Source organism: Micromonospora sp. KC213, assembly GCF_004348325.1.
Classification (GTDB): Bacteria; Actinomycetota; Actinomycetes; order Mycobacteriales; family Micromonosporaceae; genus Micromonospora.
Genome location: NZ_SMKF01000265.1, coordinates 1 through 5,339, shown reverse-complemented (window position 1 = coordinate 5,339; position 5,339 = coordinate 1). Strand labels below are relative to the sequence as shown.

Genomic DNA, 5,339 nt, shown 5'->3' with positions numbered 1-5,339 from the left:
GGGTGGCCGTTGGCAGCCGGCGGCGCAGACGAGGGCGACCGCGGCGGTCAGCAGCCCCCACCGTCGTCGGCGGGTGGTCACCGTCGCCGTCCGGCGGCGTGCCGGCGACGCCAGGCGAGCAGTACGACACCGGCTGCCGCCAGGGCCACGACCAGTGCCACGCCGAGCAGCGGGCCGGGGCGGGCCCACCGGTAGCCGGCCCGGTCGACCGGTCCCCCGGCCGCCGCCAACGCCGGCGGGGTCGGCGAGGGTGCCGGTCCGGTCGCCAGCGGCGTCACCGGTGTCCCCGGCAGTGGTGGTGCGGTCAACTCGCCGGGGCGGACCAGCCGGCCGACGGAGGCGTCGCGGGGCAGCGCGAATCCCCAGTCCAGCAGCGCGGCGCCCTGCTGCCAGGCCCGCTGCCCGGTCACCTCCGCGCCGAGCACGGTGGCCACCAGGCGGCGGCCACCACGTTCGGCCGCGCCGACGTAGGTGTGCCGGGCCAGGTCGGTGAAGCCGGTCTTGCCGCCGAACGCGCCCGGATACCCGTACAGCAGCTGGTTGTCGTTCTGGATCTCGAACGCCTGTTTTCCCAGTGCCGGCTGCGCCGGGACCACGGCGCGCAAGGTGGCGTCGTAGCGGCGGAAGGTGGGGTCGGCGAAGCAGGCACGGGCGATCAGGGCCAGGTCGTAGGCGGTGGTGAACTGACCGGGGGCGTCCAGTCCGGAGGGGGTCACCGCGTGGGTCCGCAGTGCGCCCAGGTGCCGGGCGTGCGCGTTCATGGCGCGGAGGCCGCCGGGCAGCCCGTCAGGTCCGCCGCCGAGACGGGCGAGGGCGTTGGCGGCCTCGTTGCCGGACTTCAGCAGCAGCCCCAGCCACAGCGTCTCCACCGGGTACCGGCCGCCCTCGGCCAGGCCGGCGATCGAACTGCCCGGCTCGATGTCCAGGTCGGCGGCGGTGACGGTGACGACCTGGTGCGGGTCGAGTTTCGGCAGCACCGTAGCGGCGAGCAGCAGCTTCTGCACGCTCGCCGGGATGGCGTACTCGTGCGGGCCGCAGCCACCCAGCACCACGCCGCTGTCCAGGTCCGCGACCAGCCACGACGTGGCGGCCACCGGGGGCGGAGCCGGTGCGCCGGCCGGCGAGACCAGCCCGGGCGTGGCCAGCGCCGCCCCGGCCACGGCGGGGTACGCGGGCTCCGGCCCGGGTGGGACCGGCCGCGGAGGCCGAGACACCGACGGTACGGGCGGACACAGCCCGGTGGTCGACGGCGTCGTTCCGACGACGGGCACGCCGACGGAGGAGGCCAGCACGGCGACGGTCACCGCGACGGCACGAACCGAGGTCCTCACCTGTTCGGAGCGTAGTCACCCGAGGTCGCGCAGGGGCCGTTTTACGGCTAGCTGTTGCGGGACAGGACGTTGATGGCGAGGGCCCGACTCATCCAATGGATGTGCGGGTGCCGGGTGGCCATCGGTAGAGTGGTGTCCATGTCGAGCCCCGAATCGGACACTGTGGGGGCTTTCGGTCACGCCGTCAGCCCCTGACCCACTGAGGTTCTAGCCTCCCGCCCGCTGCCGCATGCGTTGGCGGTTGTTCGGGTATCCCGTCGGGCTGGCCGTGGTGACGAGACGCCTTCTGTCCGTTTCTTGCCTCGGAGCAGCTCGATGCCTCTCGCTCTCTATGTGCTTGCCCTCGCGGTCTTCGCCATGGGCACCTCGGAATTCATGCTCGCCGGCCTCGTGCCGGACATCGCCACCAGCCTCGGTGTCTCGGTCGGGTCCGCCGGACTGCTCACGTCCGCCTTCGCGGTCGGGATGATCGTCGGCGCGCCCATCATGGCGGCCTTTGCCCGTCGGTGGCCCGCACGGACTGTTCTCCTCGGATGCGTGGTGATCTTCGCTCTCTGCCACGTCGTCGCCGCGACAACCCCGTCCTTCTCCGTGCTGTTCACCACCCGTGTCTTGGCTGCGGTTGCCAACGCCGGCTTCTTGGCCGTCGCGCTCAGCACCGCGACCGGTCTTGTGGCCCCGAACCAGAAGGGGCGAGCCCTGGCAGTCCTTCTGTCCGGAACGACGAACGCTACCGTCGCCGGCGTCCCGGCGGGCGCACTGCTCGGCACCGCGATGGGGTGGCGAGCGACGTTCTGGGCAGTCGCGCTGCTGTGCGTCCCCGCCGCAGTCGGCATCCTCACCGGGATCCGCCCCGGCACGGAGCCAGCACCGGAAGGGTCCGACGATGGCGCGTCCCTGGCTTTCGAAATCGCCCAGCTCCAAGCGCCCCGATTGCTCGTGGCAATGCTGCTCGGAGCGCTGGTCAACGGCGGAACCTTCGCCGCCTTCACCTTCCTCGCACCCCTCGTGACCGAGAGCGCCGGACTGGATGAGGTGTGGGTCCCGCTGGCCCTGGTCCTGTTCGGCATCGGATCCTTCATCGGAGTCACTACCGCCGGGCGGCTCTCCGACCGCCACCCTCGTCTGATTCTCGGCGTGGCCTCTCCCATTCTGCTCATGGGTTGGCTGGCTCTCGCACTCGTCGCGACACACCCCGTACCGCTGCTGATCCTGGTCTTCGTCCAGGGTCTCTTGGCGTTCGCGGTGGGAAGCACGCTGATCGCGCGGGTGCTCTATGCGGCTTCCGAAGCGCCCACCATGGGAGGTTCCTACGCAACCGCCGCGCTCAACATCGGAGCCGCCGCCGGCCCGGCAATCGCGGCCGGGGCACTGTCTGGCTCCAGCGACCTCGGGCCCGTGTGGGTGGCTTCCGTCCTGACCGGGATCGCCCTGCTCATGCTGCTTCCATCCCTGGGGCTGATCGCACCACGGAACCGGAGCGTCGAGGTCGTCGGGTGACTCATGCGAATGCTCCACTGAGCGTCGAGGGCCGTCGTCAGCTCATCGCCCGATGCCGAACTCAGCCGATCGCTCACGTCGCCGCCGAAATGGGCATCTCACGCGCCTGCGCGTCGAAGTGGGTCAACCGATGGCGACGGCATGGTGAGGCCGGGCTCCTAGACCGACCTTCGACGCCGCACCGCAGTCCCAGCTCGACGCCCGCATGGGTCATCGAGCAGATCGAGACCTGGCGACGCGAGCACAAGTGGTCCGCGCAGCGCATCACCGACGAGCTCGCCGGCTTGGGCCACGACATCAACCGACGCACTGTGACGCGGCACCTCACCCGGCTCGGACCGGACTGGAACGCGGGGAGTGTACGGACGGGTGCGCGGAACAACCGCTCACCGAAGTCGCCCGCTCACATCGCAGCGTCTGCCGTGATGCGAGCGGGCGAGAAGTTCTGTTCTTAGTCTTCCAGTGGTTGGTTTACTCCCAGAGCAATGGAGGCGTGGTCGTCACCCGATTCGTCTGACTTAATCACCCAATGGTCGTAGCCCCCCACGTACTCGCGTGCGACGAAGGAGCGGTAGGTGGTCTTTTCCAGGTCGTCGGTCTGGCAACTTTCGCCTTCGTAGAGTCGGGTCTTGGTCATGACTTCCACGTCGTGGTTCGCCCACGGATCCGGGTCATGGCTCACGAAGACATCGACAACGACCCTGACCTCGCGCCCCGCGCACCCCACGAACTGGGTGCTCGCACTTGGCTGAGCCACGGTGAGCTTCAATTCGCGCTCCCACTTGAGGTCCGCATATTCGTGATCGGGGTCAGGCCAACTCTCCGAGTCTTTGATGAACATGTGCAGGTCGAGGGAAACGGTGTGCGGCCCGGCGTGAGCCGATGCGGCACCCGCCGGAATGAGCGCGGCGGTCATCGCTACGACCCCCGCGAGGACCAGGGTGACGATACGTTTCATCTGCTCTCCAAATGCTTCACGGGATCGCCTGCCGGGGCATCCCTCCGGATGCCCCAAGCATGTCAGCGACCCGTGGCGATAAATGGGCCACTTCGGCACCGGTACCGGTGAGCCACTTCGTCCGTCGCCCTGCTCGCTGCCCTACTTTGCTCGGCCACACCGAACAGGTCGGCGAGTGGCAGAATCGCCTGGGCATCGCAGCACCGGTCGACGCCACCCGGCGCCAGTTCTTCGACCGGCCGTATTAGGTTATCGACGCAGGACGGTTCGCCGCCGCGCTGCTGGTCGCCGTCGACGATCCTGAGGTGGCCGCGTTGCCACCGGTCGGTGCCGTCGACCAGTACGCCGACAGCACCGCGGTGCTGTGTCAACCGCGGCTGGCCCGCGCACTGATGGCGGCGGTCTTGCCAACCGCGACAACTGGTAGGACCATCCGAGCGCGTTGATGCGGGCCAATCTGTCGGCGTGCGGCTCAGGTCCAGGTGGCGCGGCGGCGACGCGGGCGACGGCGACGACGGGCGGCGGCCACCGCGGCGGCGGCGAGCCCGACCAGCGCGGCGCCGCCACCGACCACCGCCCCGCCGAGCCAATCCGGGGCACCGCCGGCGGGCGGGCCGACCGGGCGGGCGGCGAGCGGCCGGGCAGGTGCGGGAGTGTTCACGGGCGTACCCTGCGCAGTGACCTCCCCCGGCCGCACGAGGCGACCGACCGAGGCGTCCCGGGGCAGCGAGAAGCCCCAGTCGAGCAGGCGCGCGCCCTGCTCCCACCCGGGCAGCGGCCGGCGTTCGGCACCGAGCAGCGTCACCACGAGCCGCCGGCCGCCCCGCTCGGCCGCGCCGACGTAGGTGTGCCGGGCCAGGTCGGTGAAGCCGGTCTTGCCGCCGAGCGCCCCCGGGTACCGGTAGATCAGATCGTTCTCGTTCTGGATCTGGAAGCCGGGCTTCTTCAGCGCCGGCTGGGCCGGGATCTGGGTGCGCTCGGTCAGCGCGTACCGGCGGAAGGTGGGGTCGGCGAAGCACACCCGGGCGATCAGCGCCAGATCGTACGCGCTGGTGAACTGGCCCGGCCCGTCCAACCCGGAGGGTGTCACCGCGCGGGTCTGCACGGCACCGAGCCGCCTGGCCTCGGCGTTCATCTGCGCCACCCCGGCCTGCGCGCTGCCGGCGCCCAGCCGGGCAAGCATGTTCGCCGTGTCGTTGCCCGACTGCAGCAGCAGCCCCAGCCAGAGGGTCTCCACCGCGTACCGGCCACCGACCAGCAGGCCGACCGCCGAACTGCCCGGCTCGATGTCCAGGTCGGCCTGGACGGCGGTGGCAACCTGCCTCGGGTCGAGTTTCGGCAGCATGGTGGCGGCGAGCAGCAGCTTCTGCACGCTCGCCGGGGTGGCGTACTCGTGCGGGCCGCAGCCACCCAGCACCGTGCCGCTGTCCAGGTCCGCGACCAGCCAGGAGGTCGCCGTGACCGGCGGCGGCGTCGCCGCGCCGGGTGGGACGACCAGGCCGGCGGTGGCGAGCGCGGCGCCGCCCACCGCCCGCTGCTCGGGCGACGCC

General features: G+C 71.0%; 4 protein-coding genes and 1 pseudogene. 2 read left to right on the top strand and 3 right to left on the bottom strand.

What is annotated here, in order from left to right:
• Nucleotides 1-77 precede the first annotated feature (77 nt).
• On the bottom strand, nucleotides 78-1,331 hold the full coding sequence (locus tag E1166_RS29180; protein WP_132343066.1) for a serine hydrolase: 1,254 nt from the start codon (nucleotides 1,329-1,331) through the stop codon (nucleotides 78-80).
• Nucleotides 1,332-1,646: 315 nt separating this feature from the next.
• On the opposite strand from E1166_RS29180, the gene E1166_RS29175 reads away from it, so the two are divergent.
• Both E1166_RS29175 and E1166_RS29170 read left to right on the top strand, forming a co-directional pair.
• On the top strand, nucleotides 1,647-2,831 hold the full coding sequence (locus E1166_RS29175; protein WP_132343065.1) for a Cmx/CmrA family chloramphenicol efflux MFS transporter: 1,185 nt from the start codon (nucleotides 1,647-1,649) through the stop codon (nucleotides 2,829-2,831).
• A pseudogene (locus tag E1166_RS29170) lies at nucleotides 2,828-3,169 on the top strand (leucine zipper domain-containing protein); the annotation flags it as partial. The gene E1166_RS29175 and the pseudogene E1166_RS29170, both read left to right, overlap by 4 nt.
• A gap of 113 nt (nucleotides 3,170-3,282) precedes the next feature.
• On the opposite strand, the gene E1166_RS29165 reads toward E1166_RS29170, so the two are convergent.
• Both E1166_RS29165 and E1166_RS29160 read right to left on the bottom strand, forming a co-directional pair.
• Nucleotides 3,283-3,789: a hypothetical protein gene (locus tag E1166_RS29165; RefSeq protein WP_132343064.1), complete on the bottom strand. Its 507-nt coding sequence runs from the start codon at nucleotides 3,787-3,789 to the stop codon at nucleotides 3,283-3,285.
• A 472-nt stretch (nucleotides 3,790-4,261) separates the two neighbouring features.
• The coding region (locus E1166_RS29160; protein ID WP_243710582.1) for a serine hydrolase at nucleotides 4,262-5,339 on the bottom strand (1,078 nt) is incomplete at its 5' end.

Coding starts and splice junctions, on each gene's coding strand:
- E1166_RS29175 (WP_132343065.1), top strand. CDS start 1,647: ATGCCTCTCGCTCTCTATGTGCTTGCCCTCGCGGTCTTCGCCATGGGC.
- E1166_RS29165 (WP_132343064.1), bottom strand. CDS start 3,789: ATGAAACGTATCGTCACCCTGGTCCTCGCGGGGGTCGTAGCGATGACC.